We start from the raw sequence: 26170 nt of genomic DNA on the forward strand, positions 1-26170 counted from the left end.
GCTCGGCGCGAGCATGGCCGCATCGCCAGCGCTCGGCGCGAGCAGCCAGCCTGGACGCACTGCTCGACCGCGCCCGGCGGGGCGGAGCTGTATGCTGGACGGCGATGGCCTCGACGTTCGACGCGGCGACCTACGTCCTGCCCGCGCTCGGCATCGGGCTCGCCGCCGGCGTGCTCCTGGGGCCAGGCTCCCAGCGCATGACCACCGGCGTGAGGGTGTGGGGAGCGCCCGTCGCCGGAAGCGAGGCGCTGGCGCTCCGCATCGAAGGGGTGCGCCGGCTCTACGGGGCCGAGGACCCGGCGGCCATCCCGGAGATCGAGGTGAGCGCCGCGGCCGCAGGGGCGCCGCTCGAGCGATGGATCGGCCCGATCGACACGGACGGCATCGGCGAGGCGCTGCTGCGGGCGCCGGACGGGCTGACGGCGCCGTTGGCGGTGCGGATCGCGCGGGGCGGCGAGGTGCTCCTGGAACAGCAGGTGCCGCTCGCGCCGCCGCTCCCGGCGGAGACGAGCGCGCTGCCGGGCGCGGCGCACGCGAGCGCGCTGCCGGGCGCGGCGCACGGGGAGCTCCGCCTCCGCGTCACGGCCGCGCGGGGTGCCATGGCCGCGCCGTTCCCGGAGCCGGTGCGCGTCGCGGTCGAGACCGAGGACGGGGCGCCGATCGCGGGGGCGCGCGTCGAGGCGAGCGCCGTCGGGGCGGACCTCGAGGGGCGAGGGAGCGGGCCGATAGAGGTCGTGGCCGACGCGCGCGGCGCCGCGGAGCTCTCGCTCAAGCCGCTGTCGCACGCCGTCGAGCTCACGTTGCGCGCGACGCGGCCGGGCGGGCCGCCTGGCGCGGGCGGCTCGTGGGAGGGGAGGCTGCCGGTGATCCCGGGCGCGATCTGGCTCGACCCGGGCGGGCTCGCGGGCGAACAGCCGGCGCTCCGGCTTGTCTCGCCGGCGCCGAGGCCGCGGGCGTACGTGTCGATCGGCGGCGCGCGCGGCCGCCTCCGCGGGGCGGTCGTGCCGCTCGCGCCGGACGGCGCGGGCTTCTTCGCGGGGACGCTGGCGCTCCCGGACGGACCGGCGCGCCTCGCGGCGGGCTGGGCGGTGGTCGCGAGCGACCCGTACGAGCAGGGCGCAGGCACCGTGGCCTGGCCGCTCTCCGCGGCGACAGGCCCGGCCTCGCCGCAAGGCGCGGCCTCGCCGCGGCGCGTGACGCTGCTCGCGGACGGATTGCCGGCGGCGGAGGCGCGCGAGCACGCCCGCGTGTCACGGGCGCGGCGCGCGGGGCTCGCGGTGCTCGGCGCGACAGCGGCGGCGGAGATGCTGCTGCTCGCGCTGCGATCCCGGACCGCGCGGCGCCGGCTGGAGGCGCACCTCGCCGCGGCGTCCGGAGGCGCAGGCGAGGACGGGGCCGCCGGAGCGCCGCTGTCCAGGGAAGATCGCGGCCGGCTGCTCGCCGCGGCGCGGGCGGAGCCGCTCCTGTCGGTGCTCGCGCTCGCGGCGCTCGTGGGGCTCTCGTTCGCGACGGTCGCGGCGCTCGCGACGTTCCGATGACGCGGGGCGCGCGAGCGGCGCCGCATGGATTTCATCCGCGGCGCGCGCCGAGCCGCTAGACTGGGCAGACCCAACGGGACGGGGCGGGAGGACGACGAGCAGGGCATGTCCGAGCAGCAGCGGTACCGGGTCATCAAGCGCCTCGCCTCCGGCGGCATGGCGGAGGTCTTCGTCGCGGAGAGCGCGGGGATCGAGGGGTTCAAGAAGCAGGTCGCGATCAAGCGCGTCTTGCCGCAGCTCAGCAAGAAGGAGCAGTTCATCGCGATGTTCCTCGACGAGGCGCGCCTCTCGGCGCACCTCTCGCACTCGAACGTCGTGTCGGTGTTCGACATCGGGGTCGGCGACGGCACCTACTTCATCGTCATGGAGTACGTGGACGGCGCCGACCTGCGGGCCCTCCTCGAGCACCAGAAGAAGGTCGGCCGCCCGATGAGCGTCGAGGTCGCCGCGTTCATGGCCGCCAAGATGTGCCAGGGCCTCGCCTACGCGCACGATCTGGCGACCGCGGACGGTAAGCCGCTCCAGATCGTCCACCGCGACATCACCCCGGCGAACGTGCTCATCACCCGCTACGGCGAGGTGAAGATCGTGGACTTCGGGCTCGCGAAGGCGTCGAGCCAGCTCGCCGAGAGCGACGCGGGCATCATCAAGGGCAAGTTCGGCTACCTGGCGCCGGAGACGGTGCTCGAGCAGGGCGTCGACCAGCGCGTCGACATCTTCGCGCTCGGGATCATCCTCTGGGAGATGCTCGCCGGGCGCCGGCTCTTCCTCGGCGACTCGGACTACATCACGGTGCGGCTCGTGCGCGACGCGGTGATCCCGTCGCTCCAGCAGATCAACAGCGAGGTGCCGCGCGACCTGGAGCAGATCATCCGCCGCGCGCTCGCCCGCGACCCGGACGCCCGCTACCGCGCCGCGCGCGACCTCGGTCGCGACCTCACCCGCTTCCTCTACCGCTACGGCCGCCCGGTGAGCGAGGACGACGTCGCCGCGCTCGTGGAGCGCGCCAAGGGCGGGCCGGCCCGGGCTGTCGACGGGACGCAGAAGATCGCCGAGCTCATCGACATGATGCTCCTCGAGTTCAAGTCGCTCACGAAGGAGCCGACCGCGGGCGGCAGCGGGCTCAGCCTGCTTCCCACCCTGGACGGGGCCACGAGCCTGATGCACGGGGAGGAGCGCGAGGGCTCCTCGCCGCCGCGCAGCGAGGGGCCTCTCGGGGGGCTGGCCGATGAGCTGGAAGGACCGGAGTCGATGCACCAGGACGAGTCGTCCTCGTCGGTCGCGGCCTGGTTCCGGGGGCTCATCCCGCGCTGATCCAGCGCGGGCGGCGGCGCGACGACCGCGCCGCTCGGCCGCCCCATCACCTGTCACCGGCCGGGAGGAGCCATCCTCCGGCCCACAGAAGAGGCAAAGAGAAGATGAGCGTCGAAATTGGAAAGCCGTTCCCGCGCTTCGCCCTGTCGAACCAGGACGGCAAGACCGTGAAGCTCGAGGACTTCGCGGGCAAATGGCTCGTCGTCTATTTCTATCCGAAGGACGACACGCCGGGGTGCACCATCCAGGGCAAGTCGTTCACCGCCTCCAAGGAGGACTTCGACAAGGCCGACATCGCCGTGGTCGGCGTCAGCGAGGACGACGTCGCGTCGCACAAGAGCTTCTGCAACAAGTTCTCGTTCACCATCGATCTGCTCGCCGACACGAACCACGAGCTGCTCAAGGCAGCGGGCGTCGGGCAGAGCGAGTGGAAAGGCACCATGTACTGGGACCGGACGACGTTCGTCATCGATCCGCAGGGCGTCCTGCGGAAGACGTACCTGAAGGTGAAGCCGGACGGGCACGAGCAGGCGCTCCTCAAGGACATCGCCGAGCTCAAGGCCCAGGCCTGAGCTGAAGACCGGCAGGGAAGCGTGAGGGGGTAGCGCGGAGAGCCAGCGGGACGGGCCTGTACAAAGCCTGCTCCCGCTGGATTTGCCGGAGTTCGGCCCCTATCCTGCCGTCTTCGTGGTTGCACGCCCCTCCTTCGCGCCGGGTCGAGTCCTATCGCTCACGGCGCTTGCGGCGCTCTCCCTGGCGGCGCTCGCGACCGCCGCCGCCGTGGGGGCCTGCGACGGCGCGGGGGGCGGCGGGGCCGGCGGATCGGGCGTGGGCGGCGCGGGCGGGTGCCCGGTGGGGCCGCGAGAGGCGATGTTCACGATCACCGTGCGCGCGCCGGGCGGCCCTGTTCCGCGGGACACCACCGTTCACGTGGCGTGGAGCGCGGCGGAAGAGCCGACCTTCGTCCTCGATGACCCGACCACCTGGAAGACGCTCGACGAGGCCAACATCGTGTGCGCCGTCGACCGCGCAGCGCCTCCTCCCGAGGCGCTGGACGCGCTCGTCTGCGAGCTGTGGACCGCAGGGGTGACGCGGGTCGAGATCTCGGGGACCGGCTACGAGGACTTCGAGCAGACGCTCACGCCCGTCATGAGCGAGATGTGCGAGGACTTCATCCCGCAGAAGGTCGATATCGAGCTGGTGCCGGCGATGGACGGGGGGGTCGAGGAATAGACAGACGGAAGGTGGGCCTCTCGAGGTGCGCGCTCGCGGACGCGCTCGAGAGGGGCGAGACCGGGGGGCCGCCGCCCTGGCCTGGTGCGCGCTGTACGGCGGTGATATGGCGATTCCTCACCACACGAGGAAACGAACCACCATGATCATCCTTCACGGCTCCGCCGGCTCTCCGTTCTTCTCGCGCGTCCGCATGCAGGCCTATGCCAAAGGGCTGGAGATCGAGCTCCGCCGCACGGCGCAGCGCACTCCCGAGTTCCAGCAGATGAACCCGCTCGGAAAGATCCCAGTGCTGGAGCACGACGGCTTCGTCCTGCCGGAGAGCCTCGTTATCTGCGAGTACCTCGAGGACGCCTTCCCCACGCCGTCGCTGCTCGGCGACACGCCGGAGGCCCGCGCCCGGGTACGCCTCGTCGTTCGCACCGTGGATCTCTACTGCGGCGGCGTCATGTCGCTGCTGCGGGCGGCCTCCGACCCGGGCTTAAAGATCGACGCGGCGGCGGAGCGCGCCGGCCTCGACAAGGGCCTCGACGCGCTCGAGGTCTTCCTGGCCGGGGACGGATTCGCCGCCTCGAAGGCGCTCTCGCTGGCCGACTGTACGCTGGTTCCGTGGCTGTTCTACGCCACGATGCTGACGAAGCACGGCGACGACGCGCTGACCCGCCGGCCCAAGCTCGCGCGCTACGTGGAGTTCATCGGAGCTCAGGAGCTGACCCGCACGATCTGGGGCGAGATGGATGAGGCCTACCGCGCCTTCATTACCCGGTGGAAGGCAGGGCAGGTCGCGGCGAACAACGGGTGAGGTGGCACGGCCTGCGCCGGTCGCGAATGCATCCGCTACATACGCTGTCCTCTGCATCTGCATCACCCCTGCCGTACCACGGAGAGCCATCACGCCATGCCGACCGACGAGACCAGCAGCTCCCTCGATGCGCTCTTTCGCGAGCTCGACGCGAGCCCTCGCGCGGCCGGCGTCTTCTACCCCAGGCGGGTGAAGACGCCCCCGCCCGCCGGCGCGACGGACCACGACATTCCCGTCGCCCCCGGCGTGACGCTCGGGGCGCGCTGGCACCTGGCCGACCCGCGGAGCCCGACCGTGCTCGCCTTCCACGGCAACGGCGAGACCGTCCCCGATTACGACGACATCGCCGGGGCGTGGCAGCAGCTCGGCCTGAATTTCTTCATCGTCGATTACCGCGGCTATGGCTGGAGCGGCGGGCGGCCGACGCTGCGCTCGCTCCACGACGACCCCGCGCATGTAGCCGCCTTCTTCGAGCGGGAGCTCGCCGAGAAGAGCCGCGAGGCAGGCCTCGACCGGCCGCCGAAGCCGCTGCTCTTCGGCCGCTCGCTCGGCAGCTCGCCCGCGTCGCGCATCGCCAGGGACCGCGGCGACGCGTACCGCGCGCTGATCCTCGAGAGCGGCTTCAGCGACGTGCGGCACCTCCTCGCCCTCTTCCAGATCGACCTCGGCGACCTGCGCGACGAGGCGCACCGCCGCCTCTCGAACTCGGAGCTCCTGAGGCACGTCGAGATCCCGGTCCTCTCCCTGCACGGCGCGCACGACAGCCTGCTCCCGCCGTTCCACGCCCGCGAGAACCACGCGGCCGTCCCGCACGACAGAAAGGAGCTGCGCCTGATCGACGGCGCCGGCCACAACGATATCCTCTCCTTCGCGTCGGCCTACTTCGGGGCGATACGCGGCTTCCTGCAGAAGCACTGAGCCCGAGGCGCGCGCGTCCCTACGGCGCCTTGGTCCCGAGCTCCACGATCTCGGCCGTCACCGCGGCGCCCCGCACGACCACCCGGGCGACCGACAGGGGCAGCTTGAAGCGGCGAGGCCCCGCGCTGCCGGGATTCAGGAAGAGCACGCCGCCCTCCTCCCGGATCGCGGGCCGGTGCGAGTGCCCCGCCACCACCGCCGACAGGCGCGCCGCGCCCAGGTCGAGCTCGAGCTCCTTGATGTCGTGCAGCATGAACAGGGTCGCGTCCGCCACCTGCACCGTCGCCCGCTCCGGCAAGCCGTCCGCCCAGCGCCCGCGGTCGTTGTTGCCGCGCACCGCCGTCACGGGCGCGATCGCCGCCAGCGCGGCGAGCACCTCGGGGCCGCCGACGTCGCCCGCGTGCAGGATCAGCTCCGAGCCAGCCAGCGCGGCGAGCGCCTCCGGGCGCACCAGCCCGTGCGTGTCCGAGATGACGCCGACCCGGTGCTCCCGCCGCGCTCGTCGATCCGTCATGAGGGCTCCCCAGAGGGCTCCATCCGGCGCACGCGGTCACACCTCGACGAGGAGGAACGGCCTCCCGGTCAGCTTCCTCAGCAGCGGCATCGCCACGTTGTAGACCGGGGTCCCCTTCGGCGTCCGCCCCTCGAGCGCCCCGTGGTGCGCGTGGCCGTGGAAGACGACGTCCGCGCCGTACAGATCGATCGGCGCGACAAGCCGGCTCGTCCCAAGGAAGGGCCTGATCTCCACGTTCTCTCCGACCGTCGTGTCGAGCACCGGCGTGTAATGCATGATCACGATCCGCTTGTCGGTGTCGAGCTGGGACAGCGCCGCCTCGAGCTTCAGCGCCTCGGTCACGGCCTCCTGGACGAACGCCTTGAGCGGCCCCTCGCCGAACGCCTGCAGCGTCGCGTTCCCGAAGCCGCCCATGAAGCCCTTCACGCCGGCCACCCCGATGTCGTCGCGCAAGATCAGGTGATCTCCGTCGAGCACCTCGACGCCCACGTCGCCGAGGAGCCTCGCGATCTCCGCGCTCGCGCCGCGATCGAGGTCGTGGTTGCCGAGCACGGCCGCGCACGGCACCGACAGCCCGGAGAGCGCGTCGGCCAGCACCTTCGCCTCCTCGGGGTGGCCGCGATCGGTGAGATCGCCGCAGAGCACGAGCACCTCGGCCTCCGCGTTCACCGCCCGCACGAGCTCGCGCATCCTGCCGCCGTGCTCCGGCCGGCAATGCAGGTCCGAGGCCGCCGCGACGCGGCGCTTGCCGCGGTCCCCGTTCTCCGCCGCGCCGGCGCTCATGACCCCGGCTTGCGAAGCCGCGACGCCTCGACCTCCACGGCCGCGCGCTCCGGGCCGCCCGGCTCCGCCTTGCCGAGGCGCTGCCGCGCCCCGGGCCGCCGGCCCTTCCGGCACAGCGGCGCCCGCATGGTCTCGGGCTCGGGCGGCGCCGCCACGAGACCGAGCTTCTCGTAATCGTGGAGGTACTGCCGGCGGCTGATCAGGTTCCCCCGGCAGACCCGGAGCGGCGCGTCGCCCGCCCGCGACTGCTCCAGCGTGCGCCGGCAGAGCTCCTCGATGAGCCACCCGGGCACCCGGCTCCGCGCGCCCGGATAGACGAAGCGGTACAGCGTGAGGTGCGCGAGCAGCACCTCCCAGTGCGGGCCGAAGCGCGCGAGGAGCCGCTCCCAGTCCATCTCGTCGCCGCACGCGTAGATGAGGTGGTTCACGTCCGCCCCGTCGTACCGCTCCCGCTCGTCCACGAACGCCTTCGTGAAGATGATCTCCTCGACCGGCGCGATCAGGCAGGAGTGGCCGAGGATCGTGGCCGGACGCGCGTGCTCGAGCCAGCCGCCGTCCACCACCGCCAGGCCGTTGCTCGACGAGAAGATGAGGTCGATGAAGCGCTCGCCCGCGTGCGCCTTGCCGATCCACCGCGGATCGAGCAGCTCCGTCTCGAACCCGACCCGCTCGAGCGCCCTGAACGCCGCCGGCACGTCCCGCTCCTCCAGCATCACGTCGAGATCCTTCGTGTCCCGGAAGATGCCGGTGTACGCAAAGAAGGCATACGCGCCCGCCACCATGAACGGCACACCGGCGCACAGCAGCGACTCCAGCGCCCTTACCCGCACCTCCAGCTCGCCCGCACAGCAGAGCAGGCCGGCGACATCATCGGCCGGAGGCGACAGCGCCGCGCGCTCGCCGGCGCGGGACGCCCAGGCTGAAGCTGCGCGCTCGGCGTCGCTCGCGGCAGGGGATCCGCTGCGGACCATCCCCCTCTGCGTAATGAACAGGACGTGCGATGGCGACCCCCCTGCGCCCTCACGCGCCGGCGACGAGGAGGGAAGATGCGCGGGCCCACGGTCGCTGACCATTGCAAGGAGAGGCGGGTCTGGACCAAGCTCGCCTGCCGGGATCGCTCGGCGCGCTCTGCGCAGGCAGGCGACGGGGCGCGGCCCCCGGCGCTCGAAGAGGAGGCACATCCGTGAACACCGCGATCGCGACGATCAACCCGGCGACAGGAGAGACGCTCGAGACGTTCGAGCCCCTCTCGTCGGCGGCGCTGGAGCAGAAGGTGGCGCGCGCGCACGCCGCGTTCCGCAGCTTCCGACGGACCGAGGTCGCCGAGCGGGCCCAGAGGCTCCGCCGCGCCGCCGAGATCCTGGAGGCCGAGAAAGAGCAGCTCGGGCGGCTGATGACGATCGAGATGGGCAAGACCATCGGCTCCGCCGTCGCAGAGGCCCAGAAGTGCGCGACCGTGTGCCGCTACTACGCCGACAACGCCGAGCGCCTGCTCGCCCCCGAGGAGGTCGCGACCGACGCCGGCAAGAGCTACGTGGCGTTCCAGCCGATCGGCCCGGTGCTCGCCATCATGCCGTGGAACTTCCCGTTCTGGCAGGTCTTCCGCTTCGCCGCGCCCGCGCTCATCGCCGGCAACGTCGGCCTCCTCAAGCACGCCTCGAACGTCCCGCGCTGCGCGCTCGCGATCGAGGACGTCCTCCGCCGCGCCGGCTTCCCGGAGGGGGTCTTCCAGGCGCTGCTCGTCGGGACCGAGGCGGTGCCGCGCCTCCTCGCCGACCCGCGCGTCGCGGCCGCGACGCTCACCGGCAGCGAGAACGCGGGGCGCAGCGTCGGCGCCCACGCGGGCAAGCATCTGAAGAAGGTCGTGCTCGAGCTCGGCGGCAGCGATCCGTTCATCGTCCTGCCGAGCGCCGACCTCAACGCGGCGGTCGGGACCGCGATCAAGGCGCGCATCATCAACAACGGCCAGTCGTGCATCGCGGCGAAGCGCTTCATCGTCCACGAGTCGATCGTGCCGGAGTTCGAGCAGCGCTTCGTCGCCGCCATGCGGCGCCTCCGGGTCGGCGACCCGATGGACCCGTCCGTCGACGTCGGGCCGCTCGCCACGCCGCAGATCGCCGCGGAGCTCGAGGAGCAGGTGCGCGCGTCGGTGGCCGCGGGCGCGCTCCTCTTGACCGGGGGCAAGCGGCTGAAGGGGCCGGGCAACTACTTCCCGCCGACCGTGCTCACCGACGTGCGGAGCCCCTCCCCCGCCGCCGACGACGAGCTGTTCGGCCCGGTCGCCGCGGTCTTCCGCGTCACCGACATCGACGAGGCCATCTACATGGCGAACTCCACCCGCTTCGGGCTCGGGGCGAGCGTCTGGACCCGCGACCCCGCCGAGCGCGAGCGGCTCATCGAGGAGGTCGAGGCCGGCCAGGTGTTCGTCAACGGCATGGTCGTGTCCGATCCGCGGCTGCCGTTCGGGGGGGTCAAGATGTCCGGCCACGGCCGCGAGCTCTCGTCGTATGGCCTGCGCGAGTTCGTGAACATCAAGACCGTCTGGATCGCCAAGGACGAGCGGCCGAGAGGCCTGCCCGCGACCGAGTGAACCGCGTCACCCGATCGACCGAGGTGCCCGTGTCGCCCGGGGTAACCCGGGGTGATCCGGCGTAACCCCGAGTCGCCCTGAGTCACGCCGAGTCACGCCGAGTCACGCCAGCTCATCCGGCGTGATCGCGAGTGACCGCTCACCGCCCTGACGGATTGAAAGCGCCCGAACCGGAACGTCGCATCGCGCGCGCAGCCGGTTGCGTCTTCGTGCACGGCGACCTACCGTCTTCGATTGTGTCGGACGATCCGGCCGTGGCCGCGCTGCTGAGCGAGTACCCTCCCGCGGCGCAGCAGCTCACCTTGCGCGTGCGCAAGCTGCTCCTCCGCATCATCCCCGACGTGCATGAGCAGGTGTATCCGGGCTGGCGGATCATCAGCTTCCGCATGGGCGACGGGCACAAACACCAGATCTGCTGGCTCGCGCCGCAGCGCTTCGGCGTGAACCTCGGGTTCGAGCAGGGCGCCGAGCTGCCCGATCCGAACGGCCTGCTCACCGGCAGCGCCAAGCAGGCCAGGAACGTCCACATCCGCTCTGCCAAGGACGTGGACGTCCCGAAGATCGCCGCGCTCGTCGCGGCCGCGATCGAGCTCCACCGGGACCGCTGATCGCAGCGCCGGGCGCCGCGGGCGCGAGGAGCGCCGGGGCCGCCGCCCCGGGTCAGCCGCGCCGGTAGAGGACGCGCCCGCCCACCTTGCCGAGCGCGTACGAGAACCCGAGCTCCAGCGTGGAGCGGGTGACGATGCCGTCGAGCTCGATCCCCTGCTCGACCATGAGCCGCGCCGCCTCCGGCGCGATCCCGACGAGCACCACCTCGGACCCGAGCATCCCGGCGGCGCGCGCCGCCTGCGCGAGGTGGCTCGCCGCGTCCGCGTCGACGACCGCCATGCCGGTGACGTCGATGAGCACGACGCGCGCCTGGTGATCGGTGATCTCCCGCAGCATCCCCTCGAGGAAGCGGCCGGACCGCTGCGCGTCCAGCGCGCCGACGATCGGCATGACCAGGACGCCCGGCGCGATCGGCACCACCGGGCTCGCCATCCGGGCGATCGTGTCGAGCAGCGCCTCCTGGCGGCGGCTCAGCGACTCGAGCTCCCTCGTCCGCTCCTTGATCCGCGCGAGCAGCCGCGCGTTCTCGAGCACGACGGCCGCCACGGCGGCGACGCGCTCGAGCAGCGCGAGATCGGTCGGCGAGCACGCGTCGGGCTGCGGGCTAGCGAGCACGAGGACCCCGAGGACAGCGTCCCGCGAGAGCAGCGGCACGCCGACCATCGTGCGCGCGCCGCTGAAGCGGGCCTCGGCGACGTCGCTGAAGCGCTGGTACTCGGTCGACGCGGTGTCGATGACGAGCGAGCAGCACGCGCTCATCACCCGGCCCACCAGGGAGTCGTCCGTGACCGGCGCGCGCTCGTCGTTGACGAGGCACTCGCGCTCGGCCATCCCGATCACCAGGAACTCGAGCGCCCTGGCGCCCGTCGCCGCGCCCAGCCTGCGGTTCGCGATCCGGCGGGCGGAGCTCATGGCCAGGTGATCCGAGAGGGCGATCGAGAAGGGCGTCCGCTCGACGGTCACGAGGTCGACCCCCGTGTCGATGGAGCGCGACGCGGGCAGGTCCGCGAGCGCCGCCGCGACGCCGCGCGCCGCCATGTCGCGGAGCGCCTGCACGCCGCGGTACCCCATGTCGTACTCGCGCTGCACGACCGCGGCGTGGATCACGCCCTCCTGGAGCATCGCGACCGTGGCGGTGATGAGATCGAAGGCGATGAGCTTGATGTCGCCGGACCGCCCGAGCGACATCGACGCCCGGCCGAGGCCCGGGCCGTTCTCGCTGCACACCCCGAAGGCGCCGGCGAGGTAGGGCTTCGACCGCACCACCTCCAGGGCGAGCTCGGTCGCGCGATCCGGGTCGAACAGGTTCTCCGAGAGCGAGTCCACGCGGACCGAGGAGCCGGCGAGCGCCCCGCAGAAGCCCTCGATGCGGCCGCGGGCGTTCGCCACGGCGGCGGAGGCCACCTGGATGGCGACCTCGCCCCCCTGCGGCAGGAGCCGCAGCATCGCCTCGCCCGCGATCCGCCCGGCGGCCCGGTTGTCGGTGCCGATGTAGAGCGAGCAGGCGCTGCCCTCGACGGGCGGTGAATCGATGGCGACGACCGGGATGCCCGCCTCGGCCGCGCGGCGGATGGATGGCTCCAGCGCCACCGGGTCGATGGGCGCGATCGCGATCCCGCTGACCCGCCGGCGGATCCCGTCCTCGAGGGACGCCTCCTGGGCCGCGGGCCCGGACGACATGCCGCTCCTGAACTCCACCGCGACCCGGAGGTCGCGCCCCGCGGCCAGCGCGCCGTCGCGCACGTTGTTCCAGTACGCCGTCAGGGGCCGGCGCGGCGCCCTGTAGAGGCGGATCGTCCGCCGGTCGTGCGGGCCTGGCGCGCCGCCCTGCCCGCCGTCGTCCGCGCGGCGCTCGCCCGCCGCGTCCTCCAGGATGGCGAGGTCGATGGTGCTCCAGCGCGGGCCCGTCTGCACGCTCCTGATCCCGTCCGCGAGCGTCTCGATGAGCTCCAGGAGATCGACCGACTCGGCGACCGCGCTCAGCACGTCCTCGAGCAGGCGCAGCTCCTGCGCGACCTGGGCCTTCTCCTCGAACAGCCCACGCCGCTCGAGCGCGGCGCCCGCGCTCTCCACGACGGACTCGAGCAGCGCGCGGTAGGGGCCCGCGAGCGGCGTCGCGTCCGGCTGCTCCAGCGCGAGGTAGGCGGCCGGCGCGCCGAACACCGGCACCGGCACGACCAGCACGTGCGCGCCCTCGGGCGGCCAGCCGGGCCGCTCCGCGACCTCGGGCAGGTGCGCCCGGTACCACGCGGTCGCGGGGACGAGGCACGGGCCGCGCGCCGCCTCGGGCGCCGCGGCGGGGCCGAACGGCGCCGACGCGCCGACGAGCCCGCCTTCCGAGGGCATGTGCAGCCGGCCCGGGAGGACGCCGTCGAGCCCCACGGCCGCCCTGTACACGAGGCGCCGGCCGGCGCGCGCGAGCAGGCTGCCGCGCTGTACGCCGGGGAGGCTGGATATGGCGCGCTGCACGAGGTGATGGAGCGTCGAGAAAACATCCAGTCCGGTGTTCATGCGGATCCGTTCAGCCGGTCACTCGTTGCGCAGGGCACAAGGGAGAACGCGCCCTAGCAGGCGTGACCCGACTCGTGCTTGTCAAGCGGAGACGATGAGACCACCGTAGCGCGACGAGGAGCTCGCACCCGCATGAAGCTCGCCTCTCTCCGCGGCCCCGGCCGCGACGGCACGCTCATCGTCGTCCGCCGGGACGGGCTCGCCTACGCGCCCGCAGGGGTGGACTTCCCCACGTTGCAGGCCGCGCTCGACGACTGGGACCGCGCCGAGCCGGCGCTCCGCCGCCTCGCCGACGCGATCGAGCGCGGCGGCGCGGCGGTCTCGCCGCTCGTCGTCGAGGAGCTCGCCGCGCCGCTGCCGCGCGCGTACGAGTGGATCGACGGCTCCGCGTACATCCATCACATCGTGCTCGTGCGCAAGGCGCGCGGCGCCGAGCCGCCCGAGACGCTCACGACCGATCCGCTGGTGTACCAGGGCGGCTCCGGCGTCCTGCTCGGGCCGACCGACGACATCGTCCTGGCCGACGCGTCCTGGGGCCTCGACTTCGAAGCCGAGGTCTGCGTCGTCCTCGGCGACACCCCGCAGGGCACGCGCCGCGACGAGGCCCACCGGCACATCCGCCTGTTCCTGCTGGCCAACGACGTGACGCTGCGCAACCTCGTCCCCGCGGAGCTCGCGAAGGGGTTCGGCTTCTTCAGCTCGAAGCCCGCCACGGCGTTCTCGCCGTTCGCCCTCACGCCGGACGAGCTCGGCGACGCGCTCCGCGACGGGCGGGTCCACCTGCGGCTCCGCTCGACCTACAATGGCGCGCTCATCGGCGATCCCGAGGCCGGCCCGGAAATGCACTTCTCGTTCTTCGACCTCATCGCGCACGTCGCGAGGACCCGCAGCTTCACCGCCGGGACGATCCTCGGCAGCGGCACCGTGTCGAACCAGGACCCGGCGCGCGGGGTGTCGTGCCTCGCCGAGAAGCGCATGCTCGAGATCCTCTCGGGCGGGGTGGCCAGGACGCCGTTCATGAAGCCAGGAGACACGATCATGATCGAGATGCTGAATCGCTCGGGAGAGAGCCTGTTCGGGCGCATCGCGCAGCGGGTGGTGGCCGGATGAGCGCCGCGGTCCAGGGGATCACGCTCTATGGCTACTGGCGCAGCTCGTGCAGCTGGCGCGTGCGCATCGCCCTCGCCCACAAGGGGATCGAGCACGCGTACCGGCCGGTGAACCTGGTGCGGGACGGCGGTGAGCAGCTCCGCGACGACTACCGGGCCAGGAACCCGATGGCGCAGGTGCCGCTGCTCGAGCTCGAGCAGGGCGGCGCCGTCCGCCGCGTGTCGCAGTCGGTGGCCATCATCGAGCTGCTCGAGGAGCTGTTCCCGTCGCCGCCGCTCCTGCCGGCGGATCCGTACCTGCGCGCCAGGGCGCGGCAGCTCGCGGAGATGATCAACTCCGGCACCCAGCCGATGCAGAACACCGCCACCCTGAAGTACGTGCAGAACGAGCTCGGCGGCGACCAGAGGGCGTTCGCCCGGCGCTTCATCGGGTCGGGCCTCGCCGCGTTCCAGGCGGCGGCGGGCGAGCACGCCGGGCGGTTCTGCGTCGGCGACGAGGTCACGGTGGCGGACGTGTTCCTCGTGCCCCAGCTTTACAACGCGCGGCGCTACGAGGTCGACCTCGCGCCGCTCTCGACGCTCACGCGGATCGAGGCGGCGTGCATGGCGCTGCCCGCCTTCCAGGCCGCCCACGCCGACCGCCAGGCCGACGCGGTGCCGGACGGCGCGTAGCGCGACGCGCGCGTGGACCCTTCGCGACGGAGGACCCGGATGGCCAAGGTGGAGTCGATAGGCATCAAGCGCGTGGAGTCGCTGCACTACTACGTGCGCGACCTCGAGCGGAGCCGCAGGTTCTACACGGAGAAGCTCGACTTCCAGGAGACCGCCGCGAGCTCGCCCGAGCTCAATGCGGCGGCGGCGCAGCGGTCGGTCGTCTTCCAGGCCGGCGAGTGCGCCATCGTCTGCTCGCAGCCGCTCGGCGAGGGCGGGCGGGCGTGGCGCTACCTGCGCAAGCACCCCGACGGGGTGGGCACGATCGTCTTCGAGGTCGAGGACATCGACCGCGCCTTCCGGCTGCTCGACGGCCGCGGCGGCACGCCGATCGACGAGATCCACCGCGCGACCGACGGCGGCGGCACCTTCGCCTCGTTCTCGATCACGACGCCGTTCGGGGACACCACCTTCCGCTTCGTCGAGCGGCGCGGCTACACCGCGCTGTTCCCCGGCTGCGTGGCCTACGACGCGCCGCGCGGCGGCGAGAACCGGTTCGGCATCGCCCGGTTCGATCACATCACCTCGAACTTCCAGACCATGGCGCCCGCCCTGCTCTGGATGGAGCACGTGCTCGGGCTCGAGCCGTTCTGGAAGATCGCGTTTCACACGAACGACGTCGCCAGGGACACAGGCCACGGCTCGGGCCTGCGCTCGGCCGTGATGTGGGACCCGGGCTCGGGCGTGAAGTTCGCCAACAACGAGCCTTACCGCCCGCACTTCAAGAGCTCGCAGATCAACGTCTTCAACGAGGAGCACCGCGGCGACGGGGTGCAGCACGTGGCGCTCGCCGTGGACGACATCCTCACGGGCGTGCGCGGCATGCGCGCGCGGGGCGTGGAGTTCATGCCGACCCCGCCCGCCTACTACGACATGCTGCCCGAGCGCGTGCGGCAGCTCGGCATCGAGCAGATCGACGAGGACGTCGCGGCGCTGCGCGAGCTCGAGGTGCTGGTCGACGGCGACGGCGCGCGGTCGTACCTGCTCCAGATCTTCCTCAAGGAGTCGGCCGGCACGCACCGCGATCCCGACGCCGGACCGTTCTTCTTCGAGCTCATCCAGCGCAAGGGCGACCGCGGCTTCGGCGCCGGCAACTTCCGCGCGCTGTTCGAGAGCATCGAGCGGCAGCAGAAGGCGGAGGGGCACGGCTGATGCTCGACCGCGTCGTCGCGGGCACCGTCCCCCGCAAGCACCACATCGCCCTGCGGAGCGAGGCGGGGGACCTGCGCTACGAGGAGTGCCTGACGCGCGAGGGCTTCGACGGCCCCTACACGATCGCCTACCACGAGCGCCGGCCGCACGAGCACCGGGCAGCGCCGGCCGAGCACGGCTTCGCGCTGCCGGTCGCCGCGCCGCCGCGCCCGCTCGCGAAGCGGCACTACCGGTCGCAGGACCTGCCGCGGCGGGGCGGGCCCGCGATCGACTGCCGCGCGCCGCTGCTCTTCAACGACGACGTGGTGATCGGGGTCGCCGAGCCCGACGCCCCCGATCCGGTGTACTTCGCGAACGCGGACGCCGACGAGCTGTTCTTCGTCTTTCAGGGCGGCGGCGTCCTGCGCACGATGCTCGGCGACCTGCGCTTCGAGCAGGACGATTACGTCGTCGTCCCGAAGGGGCTCTTCTACCGCTTCCTCCCCGACGCCGCGCCCCAGCGGTGGCTCTCGATCGAGGCCGCGGGCCTCCACCTGCCGCGCCAGTGGCGCAACCAGGTCGGCCAGCTCCGGATGGACGCGCCGTACTCGCACCGCGACTTCCGGCGGCCCACGTTCGTCGGCCCCCTCGACGAGGGCATCCGCGCGCTCGTCGTGAAGCGCGGCGGCGCGTTCCACGGCTTCGCCTGCGCGCGCTCGCCGCTCGACGTCGTCGGCTGGGACGGGACGGTGTACCCGTTCGCGTTCCCGATCCTGAGCTTCCAGCCGCGCGTCGGGCTCGTCCACCTGCCGCCCGACTGGCACGGCACGTTCGCCGCGCGCGGCGCCCTCGTCTGCAGCTTCGTGCCGCGCCCGGTCGACTTCCACCCGGAGGCGGTCCCCTGCCCCTATCCTCACTCGTCCGTCGACTGCGACGAGTTCCTTTTCTACTGCCGCGGCAACTTCACCTCGCGCCGCGGCGTCGGCCCCGGCAGCATCTCCCACCACCCGGCCGGCGTCCCGCACGGGCCGCACCCCGGCGCCTACGAGGCGAGCCTCGGGAGCCGCGAGACGAGCGAGCTCGCGGTCATGCTCGACACGATCCGCCCGCTCACGGCCACGCCCGCCGCGCTCGCCGTCGAGGACCCGGCCTACCAGGACAGCTTCATCGCCGGCGCCTGATCGCGCGAGGGCGGGCGCTCAGGGCATCTGGAAGAAGCAGAGGTTCGTGCACTCGCTGAAGCGCGTGTTCTCCTCGAGATCGAACCCGTTCAGCCCCGCGCAGGACGTCTCGGCGATGCAGCGCGCGTTGCACTCGGTCTGTCCGATGCACGACGCGGGGTCGGTCCCGAGGGGCGCGCCCTGTCCGCACTCCGTGAGGCGATCATTGGCCAGCTCGCACGCGTTGCGGAAGACGGATATGCCGCACTCGCCGAGGCGCGCCTCCTGGTCCTCGCAGCCGTCGAAGGAGAACGTGTCGTCCTTGCACTCGATCTCTTCCTCGAGGCAGACGAGGAGCTCGTCCAGGGCGCCGGCGCAGCTCGCCACCTCCGCTGTGTTCCGCGTGGCCTTGGCCTCGTCGAGGCACTCGAGGTACCTCGCCTCGCTGCAGCCGGTGCAGTCGCAGACCGCGTCGCAGGCGCGCTCGTCCGGCGAGGGGCAGCCGGCGACCACGAGCGCGCCGCCGGCCACGGCCGCGGAGAGGAGCGCCTGGAGGGGGCGCGACGGGCGGGGCATGGCGGCGCGCACGCGGGCCTGCTCCCTCACTTCGGCATCTTGCCGAGCCGCTCGAGCAGCGCGCGCACGAGCAGCGGCCAGGCGACGGTGGCGTCCGCGTACACCTCGGCGAAGCGGCCGCCCTCGCCCGGCGCGGTGAACTTCCCCCAGCTCACGCCCTCGGAGTAGGTGCAGCCGGAGAGGCCGCCCCAGTGCACGGGCTCGGGGCAGATGCGGACGCCGTACTGGAACCGCGGGTGCTCGACCTCGATGTCGAGGCGGTCGCCGACGATGTCGTAGAACGGCGCGACCTGCTGGGCCCAGTTGCGCGGCACGCCGCCGCCGATGGTGAAGATGCCGAGCCGCTTCTTCGTGCGGACCAGGCGGGCGTAGCTCAGGAGGTCGAGGAACGGGTTGTACGGCGGCGGCACGGCCTCGCGCCACACGTCGAAGCCCGGCTTGTCGCCGTGCTGCGCCTTCACCTTGCGCAGCATCCACGTCGCGACGTCGAGGCCCATCTCGCTGTCGGTGAAGGCGGGCACGTAGACGGGCACGTTGCGGAGGTACGCGCTCCGGAGCACGCCGGGCGAGTCGCCCATGTCGGCCAGCGCCTTGCCGAGCTGGCGGCAGATGATCTCGCTCGACCAGGGCGACCCGGGGTCGAGCTTGTCGAGCTCCTTGCGGACGAAGACCTCGATGGCGTTGAGGTTCTTCTCCATCTCGAGCGTGTCGTAGACGCGGTTGTACCCCTTGTCGAAGTACGTCTCGTCGGAGATGGTCGGGTTCGCCTTGTAGTGGGTCAGGCCGACCGCCTCGCTCAGCCCGTGCGCCATGAGCGCCCCGGTGCTGATGATGCAGTCGATCATGCCCGCCTCGATCATCCGGACGATGACGACGCCCATCTTGGCGACGGTCATCGCGCCCGAGAAGGTCGCCACGACCAGGCAGTCCTCGTCGCGCACCATCGCCTCGAGCACGTCGGACGCCTCGCCGAGCGCGCGGCCGCTGAACGCGGTCTTGCTCATCGCGCGGAGCAGGTCGTCGAACGACCCGATCTTCAGCGGGTCGAGCGCCTCGAGCGGGACGAGCTTGTCTTCAACCCCATCGCCGAGATGGCGGTGCGAGGAGCGCGGATGCTTCGAAGAGGACATGGCGCGCGAACATATAGCCGCGCGGGGGGTGGGGCGTCGAGCACGAAGCTCCTCGCGGCGCGCGCGCGCTCAGGGCCGGACAGGCAGGGAGCACGCGAGGCGGCGCGCTGCTGGAGGCGTCGTTCCTCGCATGGTTCCTCCGGGTCTCCCAGCGCCTTCGCCGATCCCAAGCTCGCCGCCTTCGGCGCGCCGGGCCGCGAGATCGGCGCGCACGAACGCGGGCGGGCCCGCGCCGGGCCGCGCCTCGCCGCGGCGATCGGGATCGATCAGGGCGGCGATCTTCGCGACGCAGGCGTGACGGCCTGACACACGGACGTCATAGACCGCCGCGCTCGCGGGCGCGCCGTGGCCGTCGACGGTCGCGAAGGCGCTCGCGCGATCGAGCAGGAAGCGCGCGCCGCTCGGGCGCGCAGCGCACGCCGGCAGGCGGGTGAGCTCGGTGCGGACATTCGGGGCGATCTCCCAGCCGTCGAGCGGCAGGAGCGGCGGGGCCTTCGCGAGCGCGCCCGGCGGCGGCCCCTGCGCCGGCGCCTCGCGCGCGCCCCTCTCCGCCACCGCCTTCGCGGGCAGTCGCGGCGCGGCCTTCTCCACGGGCGGGATCGGCACCGTGCGGGCGAGCGCCAGGTCGCGAAAGCTGAGCAGCAGCGGGACGCCGGCGCTCGTCGGCTGCCCGAGCGCTCGCGCGCCGCGGCCCGCGAGCGCGGCGATCGGCCGCGGCGCCTCGCCCGAGGACCACACGACGAGCCACGCGTCGCGGATCCACGCGATGGGCCCGCCCGGCGCCTCGCTGAAGGCGATCTCGGCCTCGGGCATCAGCTCCTGCGGCACCTCGGCGATCTCGGCGCCGCCGCCGCGGCTCGCCCGGACCAGGAGATCGCGGCCCGCGGCGCGCACCCCGAAGAGGACCCGGTCGCCGGACGCCGCGAACCGCGCGAGGGTCGCGTCGCCGCCGACGCCCTCGGGCGCGGGGCCCGTCCACGCGCGCAGCCTGCCCTGGAGCTCCGTCGGGTCGAGCCAGCGCAGCGTCCACGTCGCCCGCCGCGCCGCGGCGCCCGTGCCCTGGGCGCCGCGCTGACCGGCGGCGCGCCCGGCGGCGCCGTCGGGCGCGCGCACCTCGAGCGCGGCGACCGTGGAGAGCAGGCCCCAGCGGCGGTCGCTCGCCGACGAGACGTGCCCCTGCCCGGCCGGTCCCGGCCGCGCGTCCCCCGCGAGCAGCGCGAGCGCCGCCTGCGCGCTGCCCGGCGGCGGCACCCCCGGCGGGCCCTGCGGCGGCCCCGGCTGCGTCGAGCAGGCGAGCGCGCGCTCCGGGAGCGCGGGCGCCGGCGGCGCGCGGTGCGGCAGGAGCGGCGCCGCCCCGGGCGCCGGGCCGGCGGCGGGCGCGCTCCCGTTCACGAGCAGCGCCGGCCCCCAGCCGACGCGGAGGTGGGCGTCGATCTTCAGGCCGACGTCGTTGACGGCCAGCACCCCGGGCTCGGCGAGCAGGTCGCCGAGCTCGGCGATCGCGCGCGCGGCGCTGGCCGGGACCTCGACGGGCGCCCACGAGCGGCCGGCGTCGGACGACGCGAGCACCTGCCCCTCCCCGACGGCGACGCCGTGGCCGGCGTGGATCAGGGCGTGCGCGGCGCCGGGCAGGCGGGTGCGCGAGGCCTGCTCGCCGGGGGGCGCGACGACGGCGGTGAGCGCGCCGGCCTCGTCGGCCACGACGAACGACAGGGCGCCGTCGTGCCCCTCCTCGATGGGGCTGACCACGTGGACGTCGCCGCCCCCGTCGCGCAGCCAGCCGAGCGGGATCAGGGGCTGCTCCCTGCCGCGGGCGTCGATGACCGCCACGTGGGCGCCGGGCGCGGCGCCCGCGCGGGCGTCGCCGCCGCGCGGCGCGGGCGCCTCGCGGGGCGCAGGCGCCTCGCGAGGGGCGACGTCGCTGTCCCAGAGGCCGCGCACGATCGCGATCCGGCCGTCGACGAGCGGGCCGGCGCCGCGCCAGTGGATGTCGGTGCCCGGGCGGACCGTGAGCCACTGCCCGCCCGGCTGGCGCACGCACGCGCTGCCCTCCTCGTCCGCGTCGCACGGCGCGAGCAGCATGGCGCCGCCGCTCGGCGACACGCGGAGCTCGGCCTCGCCGCTCCGCAGGACGACGGGCGGCTCGCCGCCCAGGCGGCCGCCGGCGAGCGGGACCTGGAGCACGCCGAAGGGGTCGTGGACGTCGCGCCGCGCGGGCGCCTCGTCGCCGAGCGCGCAGGCCACCCACGCCGACCGCCCGGCGCGCCCCGCGCCGCAGGCGTCGACCCAGGCGCCGCGGCCGAAGGGCGCGAGCTCCAGCAGCACGCCGGAGGCGAGGTCCACGCGGGCGAGGAGGCCGTGGCTCGCCGCGACCGCGAACCCCGCCCCGCGGGCGCCGCTCGCGATGGCGGCCTCGAGCGGGTGCCGCCCGGTCGCCTGGATCCAGCGGAGCAGCGGCGCGCCGGGGTCGGTCGCGCGGCCGTCGAGCGCCGGGGGCGCGGACGGCGCGGGCGCGAGCCGCGCCTCGGCGACGTGGATCAGCGCCTCGCGCTGCTCGGCCGCCAGGGCCGAGCCCCGCGCGAGCGCGAGCAGGTCGTCGCCGCGCAGGCGCAGGCCGTCGAAGCGGAGCAGCTCCGCGGGGTCGCCCGCCTGCCCGTCGCCGCCCGGCGCCGGCGCGACGGGGCGCCACGACGCGCCGCCGTCGGCCGTGACCGCGAGCCCTGCCGCCTCGAAGAGCCCGGCCCCCTGCTGGAGGTCCCGGAACGCGACAGCGCGGAGCGGCAGTGCGGGCAGGCCCGGCAGCGCGCGCGGCTGCCCCGTCTCGACGTCGAGGAAGGTCGGGAGGTCGGAGGCCGCGTCCCAGACCGCGACGACGCCGGGCCCGCCGCCGATGCGCAGGAGCTCGGTCTCGGACCGGGCGAGGAGCGCCGGCGCGCCGAGCGGATCGTCGAAGCGGTAGACGCCGTGGACCCCGCGCCCCACGAGCCGCGCGCCGGCGGCGGACGGCACGAGCGTGAGCTCGACCAGCGGCTCGGGGCAAGCCGCTGTCTCCAGCCGCGCGGCGCCGTCGCCCCCCACGAGAAAGCGCCTGCCGCCGAGCAGCGCGACCGTGCCGCCGGCGACCCTGGGGCCGATCGCCGTCGCGCCGCTCGCGTCGACCCAGCGGGCGCGCAGCGGCTCCGCCGACGGCGGCGCGGGCGTCGCTGCGGGCGCGCGGCGCTCCCCCGCCGCGGGCGGGGGCGGCGCCCCCCCGCAGCGGACGAGCGCGAGCGCCGCGAGGAGCACGGCGGCCCCCTGCGACCGGCGCGGCGGCGCTGCGAGGCGGGGAGCGCCCGCCGCTCTGAGCTGCGTCATCGCCGCGGAGACTACCCCGGATCCGGGGCTCGGGCGGCGCCCGGGCCGCTCGCGGCGTCGATCCCCGCCCGGACTCCAGACTCAGTCGAACCAGGGTGTCCGCGGACACCGAGAGTCGAGGGCGAGGCTCAGTGGACGGTCGGCGCGTCCGGGGCCGGCGGGCTCTCCAGCTCCCGATCGGCGGCCCGGCGGCGGGCGAGGATCGCCATGAGCCCCTTGGCCCCGAGCACAGCGTAGTTGGACACGCAGTTGTTGAAGATCGCGTGGACCCGCTCCGCCTGTCCGGCGAGCCGCTCGACCGTCTCCGCCCAGGGATCGAGCTCCGCGGGATCGTAAACGTACCTGAACTTCTCGCTCACGCTGACGGACGCGTCCCAGGTCTCCGCGCGCCGGCCGTGGAAGCGCACCACGACGAGGCGCGGATCGGCGACGAGGGCCGTGGGAGGCATGCTGTTCGCCTTGCCCTGCGGCTCGTCGACGACGACGTAGGAGGCGCCGAGGTCTCGCAGGAAGTCCACGACGCGCTCGATCCGGTCGGGCTCGCCCCACGACGCGTGCCGGAGCTCGACGGCGAGCGGAACCCCGTCGAGGCGCGCGCGGCAGTCCTCGATGACCCTCACGTTGCCGCGCGTCGCCGTGAACCACGGGGGGAACTGGAAGAGCACGTACCCGAGCTTGCGCGCCTCCTGCAGCGGCGAGATCGCTTGCCTGAAGCGCTCCCAGAGGACGTCCCTGGCCTCGGCCGGCAGGTCGCCCGGGTAGAGGCGCGGCTTGTCGAGGAGCGCTCCCGGCAAGGCGCGCTGGAGGTCCGCGGGGAGGCGGGCGGGCTCCACCGGGTGCTGCGTGAGCGGCGCGAACGCCTTCATGTTGAACACGAAGTCGGGCGCTGTCCGCCTGACCCACTGCTCGACCATCGCCGGGCCGGGCAGCGCGTAATAGCTCGAGTTGACCTCGACGACGGGGAACTGGGACGCATAGAACCGGAGCCGCTGCTCGGGGCTCGACGCGCCCTTCGGATAGAACCGCTGGCTCTTCACCAGGGTGGGGTCGGTCCAGCCGGCGGTCCCGGCGAGGACGCGGCCCTGGCGGGCGGGCACGGGCGCGCAGGCCGCGAGCGCGGTGGCGCGCGCGAGCCGCTCCTCGTGCTGGTGTGGAGTCTCCTCTGACGGCGACCGCGGCGGGTCGCACAGGGCTGCTTCGCGCATATCGAGAACACCATAAGGCCGTTCTCCGGCGAAGGAAGCGCTCTCCCGAGATGCGATGAGCGATGATCGACATTTCTCGGAGCTCCTCTCTCCTTCACGCCCACCCCCGCTCTGACCCCACGCTCGCTCCACGCACTCACCCCATTACGCTCAACACCCACCGATTCTCATCCGACAGGCGATCACGCCGGGTGTCGCGCAGGTCGGTGGCCGCCGTGGCTCGCCAGCGCGCCGCGACGACGTGCCCCACAGGCGACCCCTCGAGAGAGGGTCCCCCCAGTTGCCACGTCCGACCGGACCGCCCCGTCCGTCCAGCGGCCGCTGCCGCCGAGCCGCCGACGCGCCGAGGCGGCGGCCGGCTCAGGTCGCCGCGCCGGAGCGGTGGCTCGAGGCGCCCCGCGCCGGCCGGCGCCGCCTGTGTTCGCTTCGGCCCCCTTTGGCCGGGACCTGGCCTATGCTGCCTCGCTGCCCGGACCGAAGGGCGCCCGCGCCCTACCTCGCCGCGGTTCGCGGGTGAGGTGCTCCTCGCGACGTGCAGCACGTCGAAAGGCCAAGTCGATGCACAAGAAGACTCTCCTGGAAAAGGTCACGGCGGCGAAGCAGGAGATCGCCGATGCAGAGAGCAACCTCGAGCAGGCGCTCGGGGAGATCCAGGTCGCGCCGCGCGCGGACAAGATGGCGGTCAGCGAGGTCGTCAAGGAGGCGTTCACGAAGCTGAAGGCCGCCAGGACGAACCTCACCGAGCTGGAGGGGCTCGTCCTCGCCGACGAGGACTGAGCGCGCAGAGGCGGAGAAGAACGGCGGCCGCGCCGACCTCGGAGCCACGCGCTCGGAACGGGACGGAACGGCCCGGAGCGCAATGGGATCGGAATGGCGTGAAATGGTTCAGCTTGCCTCGCGCGCTCCTGTGTTCCTCATTCCCGTCGAGGTCTTCCGCACAGGGTTCCTCGCGCGCGCCGGCCAGCGCGGCGCGCCGCCGTGATTGGCTGTCCCGCGCGACGCCGGATCCGACGCAGGCGCTCTTCCGTTACACCAGCTCGTCGTCGATCGACGCCATCCTGGCGAGCCCAGATTGTGCATGCGCGGCCCCCTCACCTGCGCTATACTGAGCGAGGGCAGGGGCTTGGTGCATTCCTGCGAGCGAGAGGTGGTCGATGTATTCAGCGAATCGTCGCAGGAATGTCGAGCGGGAAGAGCGCATGCTCCTCCGCGGCAAGCGAGAGCAGGCGGCGGGCAAGCTCCTTCAGAAGGTCCCGGAGCTGGCGAGCTTGAACCTGGAGATCCGCGAGACCCGGTCCAATGGGCTCACCAACGACACGCAATACATCCGCCGGGTCGTCGTCGAGCACGCGCACGCGCTGTTCGAGATGCCGTGCTCGTACTCCTCCTGCGACAACGGCGGTTACGACGTGACGCGGGAGATCCTGAGCGCCCTCCAGTCGGGCGCGGCGCGCTTCGAGGGTGAATGCGCCTGTCGGGGGAGCTGTGGTGGCGAGTTCTGCTCCAGGGTCCTCCGCTACGTCGCCACGGCCACGTACCGGTCCGGCGCCGACGCCTAGGACGACCGATCGTCGCCCGAGGCGCACCTCGGGCGACGGGCGATGAGGCCCCATCGGACGTCGCGAACGACCGAGCTCACCCAGCCGCCAGCTCACCCAGCCGTCAGGCCATCCAGCGCACCGGGGAAGGAGCGGGATCCCGCATCACTTCGGGCGAGGTCGACCGACCGGTCGGGCCGCACAGCAGATCGTGAGAAAGCGTCGCAGGAAGCAGCCTGGCCGCGGGGCCGGGCCTGACGAGGCGCTCTCGTTTCGCCCGGCGGCTCAGATCGCCGGGCGAGACGGCCGGATCACGGCGTCTCGGGCTCGAGATGCCTGCGCCATTCGTTGCGGGCGCTCGCGTACGCGGTTCGGGCCGCGAGCTCGCGCTCCACGCCGGTGATGGCGGCCATCTTGCGGTGGAGCATCTCGGTGGGGAGGGCGATCTCGACCTGAGTTCGCGCTTCACGCAGCGTCCCGGGCCACCCGCCGGCGGCGGGGCGTCCTTCGCGATGAAGGTCTTGCCGCCACCGCTTGGCCCATGCCTGGCCGACCTGGGTCGCGCTCTGCTCGATGAACTGTTGCCGCGCGGTGGTCTGCGCCGAGCTGTCCAGATGGCTCGCTGGCTCGGACGGGGCGCTCTCGGCGCCCTGGCTCGGCGCTGCGGTCTTCACTCGACGACCGGAGGCTGAGGCCCGGGGATGATCCCTGCGATGTCCGGATCCTCTCCCGGTGAAGCGTTGTCGCCAGGCCCCTTTTCCCTGCGGCGCGCGACGCGGTTCGCGTCTTTCTCGCGCTGCTTTTCCTGCCGTGCGCGTTCCTTCTGCCGCTTCAATGCTCCCTGCTTCTGCATGCGGAACCAGGCCTTTCGGCGCCCTCTGGCGCGTTCATCGGCGCCCTGTGGCGCGTTCTGAAAGCGCAAACGCGGCGGCGCACGAGCGCCGCCGCGCCGCGCTGGTGATCAGTACCGGTCGCGACCGCCGCCGCCACGGCCACCGCGGCCACCGCCGCCGCCGCCGTAGCCACCACCGCCGCCGCCGCCGTAGCCACCGCCGCCGAAGCCGCCGCCACCACCGCCGCCGCCGCCGAAGCCGCGCGCCGGGCGCTCCTGCGCCTCGTTGACCTTGAGCGCGCGGCCGTCGAGGACGGCGCCGTTCATCTGCGAGATGGCGCTGGTCGCGGCCTGGGCAGAGCCCATGGTCACGAACGCGAAGCCGCGGGGCTGCCCCGTCTCGCGGTCGGTCGGCATCGCGATCTCACGGACCTCGCCGGCCGCGGCGAACGCGGACTCGAGGGTCTCGCGGGTGGTGCTGAACGAAAGGTTTCCGACGTAAAGACGATTTCCCATGCGATCCTGCTCTTTTTACGGCCTTCTGTTGCGCCATGTGGCGCTCTCGGTCTGCCATCCGACGAAGCCGTGACGGATCGAACGGAGACGTGCCGC

Annotated in this window: 25 protein-coding genes; 14 read left to right on the forward strand and 11 right to left on the reverse strand. The window is 73.3% G+C overall.

Annotated features, from left to right (window positions below; genetic code table 11):
• Positions 1 to 104 precede the first annotated feature (104 nt).
• From WME96_RS31840 to WME96_RS31865, 6 genes are all read left to right on the forward strand, one after another.
• A complete protein-coding gene (locus WME96_RS31840) occupies positions 105 to 1538 on the forward strand; it encodes a hypothetical protein (RefSeq protein WP_437285347.1) in 1434 nt (477 codons plus the stop codon).
• A 105-nt stretch (positions 1539 to 1643) separates the two neighbouring features.
• Complete coding sequence (locus WME96_RS31845; RefSeq protein WP_437285348.1) at positions 1644 to 2852, forward strand: serine/threonine protein kinase; 1209 nt, start codon at positions 1644 to 1646, stop codon at positions 2850 to 2852.
• A gap of 104 nt (positions 2853 to 2956) precedes the next feature.
• The gene (locus WME96_RS31850; RefSeq protein ID WP_437285349.1) at positions 2957 to 3424 is read left to right on the forward strand and encodes a peroxiredoxin; all 468 of its coding nucleotides are present in this window, start codon (positions 2957 to 2959) and stop codon (positions 3422 to 3424) included.
• 115 nt (positions 3425 to 3539) lie between these two features.
• The gene (locus tag WME96_RS31855; protein ID WP_437285350.1) at positions 3540 to 4085 is read left to right on the forward strand and encodes a hypothetical protein; all 546 of its coding nucleotides are present in this window, start codon (positions 3540 to 3542) and stop codon (positions 4083 to 4085) included.
• Positions 4086 to 4227: 142 nt separating this feature from the next.
• On the forward strand, positions 4228 to 4887 hold the full coding sequence (locus WME96_RS31860) for a glutathione S-transferase family protein (protein ID WP_437285351.1): 660 nt from the start codon (positions 4228 to 4230) through the stop codon (positions 4885 to 4887).
• Between the two features lie 96 nt (positions 4888 to 4983).
• Positions 4984 to 5805, forward strand: coding sequence for an alpha/beta hydrolase (locus WME96_RS31865; RefSeq protein ID WP_437285352.1), 822 nt, complete (start codon positions 4984 to 4986; stop codon positions 5803 to 5805).
• 19 nt (positions 5806 to 5824) lie between these two features.
• Here WME96_RS31865 and WME96_RS31870 read toward each other — a convergent pair whose 3' ends face one another.
• Genes WME96_RS31870 through WME96_RS31880 form a run of 3 tightly spaced genes read right to left on the reverse strand, consistent with a single transcriptional unit; the run spans position 5825 to position 8073 of the window.
• Complete coding sequence (locus WME96_RS31870; RefSeq protein ID WP_437285353.1) at positions 5825 to 6319, reverse strand: metallophosphoesterase family protein; 495 nt, start codon at positions 6317 to 6319, stop codon at positions 5825 to 5827.
• Between the two features lie 36 nt (positions 6320 to 6355).
• A complete protein-coding gene (locus WME96_RS31875) occupies positions 6356 to 7102 on the reverse strand; it encodes a metallophosphoesterase family protein (protein WP_061617733.1) in 747 nt (248 codons plus the stop codon).
• Positions 7099 to 8073, reverse strand: a complete 975-nt coding sequence (locus WME96_RS31880) for a hypothetical protein (protein ID WP_437285354.1) — start codon at positions 8071 to 8073, stop codon at positions 7099 to 7101. The genes WME96_RS31875 and WME96_RS31880 overlap by 4 nt, the downstream gene beginning before the upstream one ends.
• Positions 8074 to 8285: 212 nt before the next feature.
• On the opposite strand from WME96_RS31880, the gene WME96_RS31885 reads away from it, so the two are divergent.
• Together WME96_RS31885 and WME96_RS31890 are read left to right on the forward strand one after the other, a co-directional pair.
• Positions 8286 to 9692: an NAD-dependent succinate-semialdehyde dehydrogenase gene (locus WME96_RS31885; protein ID WP_437285355.1), complete on the forward strand. Its 1407-nt coding sequence runs from the start codon at positions 8286 to 8288 to the stop codon at positions 9690 to 9692.
• A gap of 254 nt (positions 9693 to 9946) precedes the next feature.
• Positions 9947 to 10300, forward strand: coding sequence for a DUF1801 domain-containing protein (locus tag WME96_RS31890; RefSeq protein ID WP_437285356.1), 354 nt, complete (start codon positions 9947 to 9949; stop codon positions 10298 to 10300).
• Positions 10301 to 10352: 52 nt separating this feature from the next.
• Here WME96_RS31890 and WME96_RS31895 read toward each other — a convergent pair whose 3' ends face one another.
• A complete protein-coding gene (locus tag WME96_RS31895) occupies positions 10353 to 12812 on the reverse strand; it encodes a substrate-binding domain-containing protein (RefSeq protein WP_437285357.1) in 2460 nt (819 codons plus the stop codon).
• A gap of 132 nt (positions 12813 to 12944) precedes the next feature.
• Here WME96_RS31895 and WME96_RS31900 point away from each other — a divergent pair, with 132 nt between their 5' ends.
• Genes WME96_RS31900 through WME96_RS31915 form a run of 4 tightly spaced genes read left to right on the forward strand, consistent with a single transcriptional unit; the run spans position 12945 to position 16944 of the window.
• Positions 12945 to 13922 (forward strand): fumarylacetoacetate hydrolase family protein, encoded by a 978-nt coding sequence (locus tag WME96_RS31900; protein ID WP_433928093.1) that lies wholly within the window; start codon positions 12945 to 12947, stop codon positions 13920 to 13922.
• On the forward strand, positions 13919 to 14593 hold the full coding sequence (maiA, locus tag WME96_RS31905; protein ID WP_061620132.1) for a maleylacetoacetate isomerase: 675 nt from the start codon (positions 13919 to 13921) through the stop codon (positions 14591 to 14593). The genes WME96_RS31900 and maiA overlap by 4 nt, the downstream gene beginning before the upstream one ends.
• A 39-nt stretch (positions 14594 to 14632) precedes the next feature.
• The gene (locus WME96_RS31910; protein ID WP_437285358.1) at positions 14633 to 15784 is read left to right on the forward strand and encodes a 4-hydroxyphenylpyruvate dioxygenase family protein; all 1152 of its coding nucleotides are present in this window, start codon (positions 14633 to 14635) and stop codon (positions 15782 to 15784) included.
• On the forward strand, positions 15784 to 16944 hold the full coding sequence (locus WME96_RS31915) for a homogentisate 1,2-dioxygenase (protein WP_437285359.1): 1161 nt from the start codon (positions 15784 to 15786) through the stop codon (positions 16942 to 16944). The genes WME96_RS31910 and WME96_RS31915 overlap by 1 nt, the downstream gene beginning before the upstream one ends.
• Before the next feature lie 18 nt (positions 16945 to 16962).
• Here the strand turns inward: WME96_RS31915 and WME96_RS31920 are convergent, their stop codons facing one another.
• The 4 genes from WME96_RS31920 to WME96_RS31935 all read right to left on the reverse strand — a co-directional run bounded on the left by WME96_RS31920 (position 16963) and on the right by WME96_RS31935 (position 23188).
• The gene (locus WME96_RS31920; protein WP_437285360.1) at positions 16963 to 17529 is read right to left on the reverse strand and encodes a hypothetical protein; all 567 of its coding nucleotides are present in this window, start codon (positions 17527 to 17529) and stop codon (positions 16963 to 16965) included.
• Complete coding sequence (locus tag WME96_RS31925; protein WP_433928102.1) at positions 17526 to 18629, reverse strand: deoxyhypusine synthase family protein; 1104 nt, start codon at positions 18627 to 18629, stop codon at positions 17526 to 17528. The genes WME96_RS31920 and WME96_RS31925 overlap by 4 nt, the downstream gene beginning before the upstream one ends.
• A gap of 69 nt (positions 18630 to 18698) precedes the next feature.
• The gene (locus WME96_RS31930) at positions 18699 to 21983 is read right to left on the reverse strand and encodes a hypothetical protein (protein ID WP_437285361.1); all 3285 of its coding nucleotides are present in this window, start codon (positions 21981 to 21983) and stop codon (positions 18699 to 18701) included.
• Between the two features lie 128 nt (positions 21984 to 22111).
• A complete protein-coding gene (locus WME96_RS31935) occupies positions 22112 to 23188 on the reverse strand; it encodes a DUF72 domain-containing protein (protein ID WP_437285362.1) in 1077 nt (358 codons plus the stop codon).
• 558 nt (positions 23189 to 23746) lie between these two features.
• Between WME96_RS31935 and WME96_RS31940 the strand changes: the two genes are divergently transcribed.
• Entirely contained in the window at positions 23747 to 23965 is a 219-nt protein-coding gene (locus WME96_RS31940; RefSeq protein WP_437285363.1) for a hypothetical protein, read from the forward strand.
• Between the two features lie 377 nt (positions 23966 to 24342).
• Positions 24343 to 24747, forward strand: a complete 405-nt coding sequence (locus WME96_RS31945; protein WP_437285364.1) for a hypothetical protein — start codon at positions 24343 to 24345, stop codon at positions 24745 to 24747.
• A gap of 290 nt (positions 24748 to 25037) precedes the next feature.
• On the opposite strand, the gene WME96_RS31950 is transcribed toward WME96_RS31945, so the two are convergent.
• The 3 genes from WME96_RS31950 to WME96_RS31960 form a co-directional block, all read right to left on the reverse strand.
• Positions 25038 to 25400: a hypothetical protein gene (locus WME96_RS31950; RefSeq protein WP_437285365.1), complete on the reverse strand. Its 363-nt coding sequence runs from the start codon at positions 25398 to 25400 to the stop codon at positions 25038 to 25040.
• Complete coding sequence (locus WME96_RS31955; RefSeq protein WP_433928112.1) at positions 25397 to 25579, reverse strand: hypothetical protein; 183 nt, start codon at positions 25577 to 25579, stop codon at positions 25397 to 25399. The genes WME96_RS31950 and WME96_RS31955 overlap by 4 nt, the downstream gene beginning before the upstream one ends.
• A gap of 108 nt (positions 25580 to 25687) precedes the next feature.
• Positions 25688 to 26074: an RNA recognition motif domain-containing protein gene (locus tag WME96_RS31960; protein ID WP_437285366.1), complete on the reverse strand. Its 387-nt coding sequence runs from the start codon at positions 26072 to 26074 to the stop codon at positions 25688 to 25690.
• Between the last annotated feature and the right edge of the window lie 96 nt (positions 26075 to 26170).

This window comes from Sorangium sp. So ce406, from assembly GCF_051474675.1.
Taxonomy (GTDB): Bacteria; Myxococcota_A; Polyangia; order Polyangiales; family Polyangiaceae; genus Sorangium; species Sorangium cellulosum_G.